Consider the following 484-nt stretch of genomic DNA (forward strand, 5'->3'; position numbering starts at 1 on the left):
TGCGGCGCTTTTTTGTTTTGCAATGCTTCTGCTTCTGGCGGCAGGGCTCTGGTGGTACCGTCCACGGCGGGCCGAACCGGTACCGGGGCGCGTGTATGAGTCAGAGCGGATGCCGGAGAATAATGCGGTTCTGAACCCGGAACCGGAAGTGGCGGAGAAACAATCCGGCTATTGTCTGACGGCGGAGGATGGGATGCTGCTTATCTTTGACGGAACAAGCGGCGAAGTCTGTTTCCAGACCCATATGCCGCTTTCAGAATTTTCCGTGGAAGAACAGGAAAAACTGCTAGAAGGAGTCTGGTTCGACACAATGACGGATGTGTTTCACTATCTGGAGTCTTTCAGCAGTTAGAGGTGATTATAATACAGTCAAAAAACAAAGAATAAAGTCCGCGTATGGACGGTACGAAGCAAACGGTCAGGAAGGGAAATAGGGATGAGTCAGAATAAAGTAATCATAGTGGGAGCGGGAGCAGCCGGAATG

General features: G+C 51.2%; 1 pseudogene. It reads left to right on the forward strand.

Annotated features, from left to right (window positions below):
- Nucleotides 1-352, forward strand: a pseudogene (locus QVO97_RS06880) (hypothetical protein); the annotation flags it as partial.
- Between the last annotated feature and the right edge of the window lie 132 nt (nt 353-484).

This window comes from Clostridium sp. CAG:43 (assembly GCF_000434655.1).
Classification (GTDB): Bacteria; Bacillota; Clostridia; order Lachnospirales; family Lachnospiraceae; genus Otoolea; species Otoolea fessa.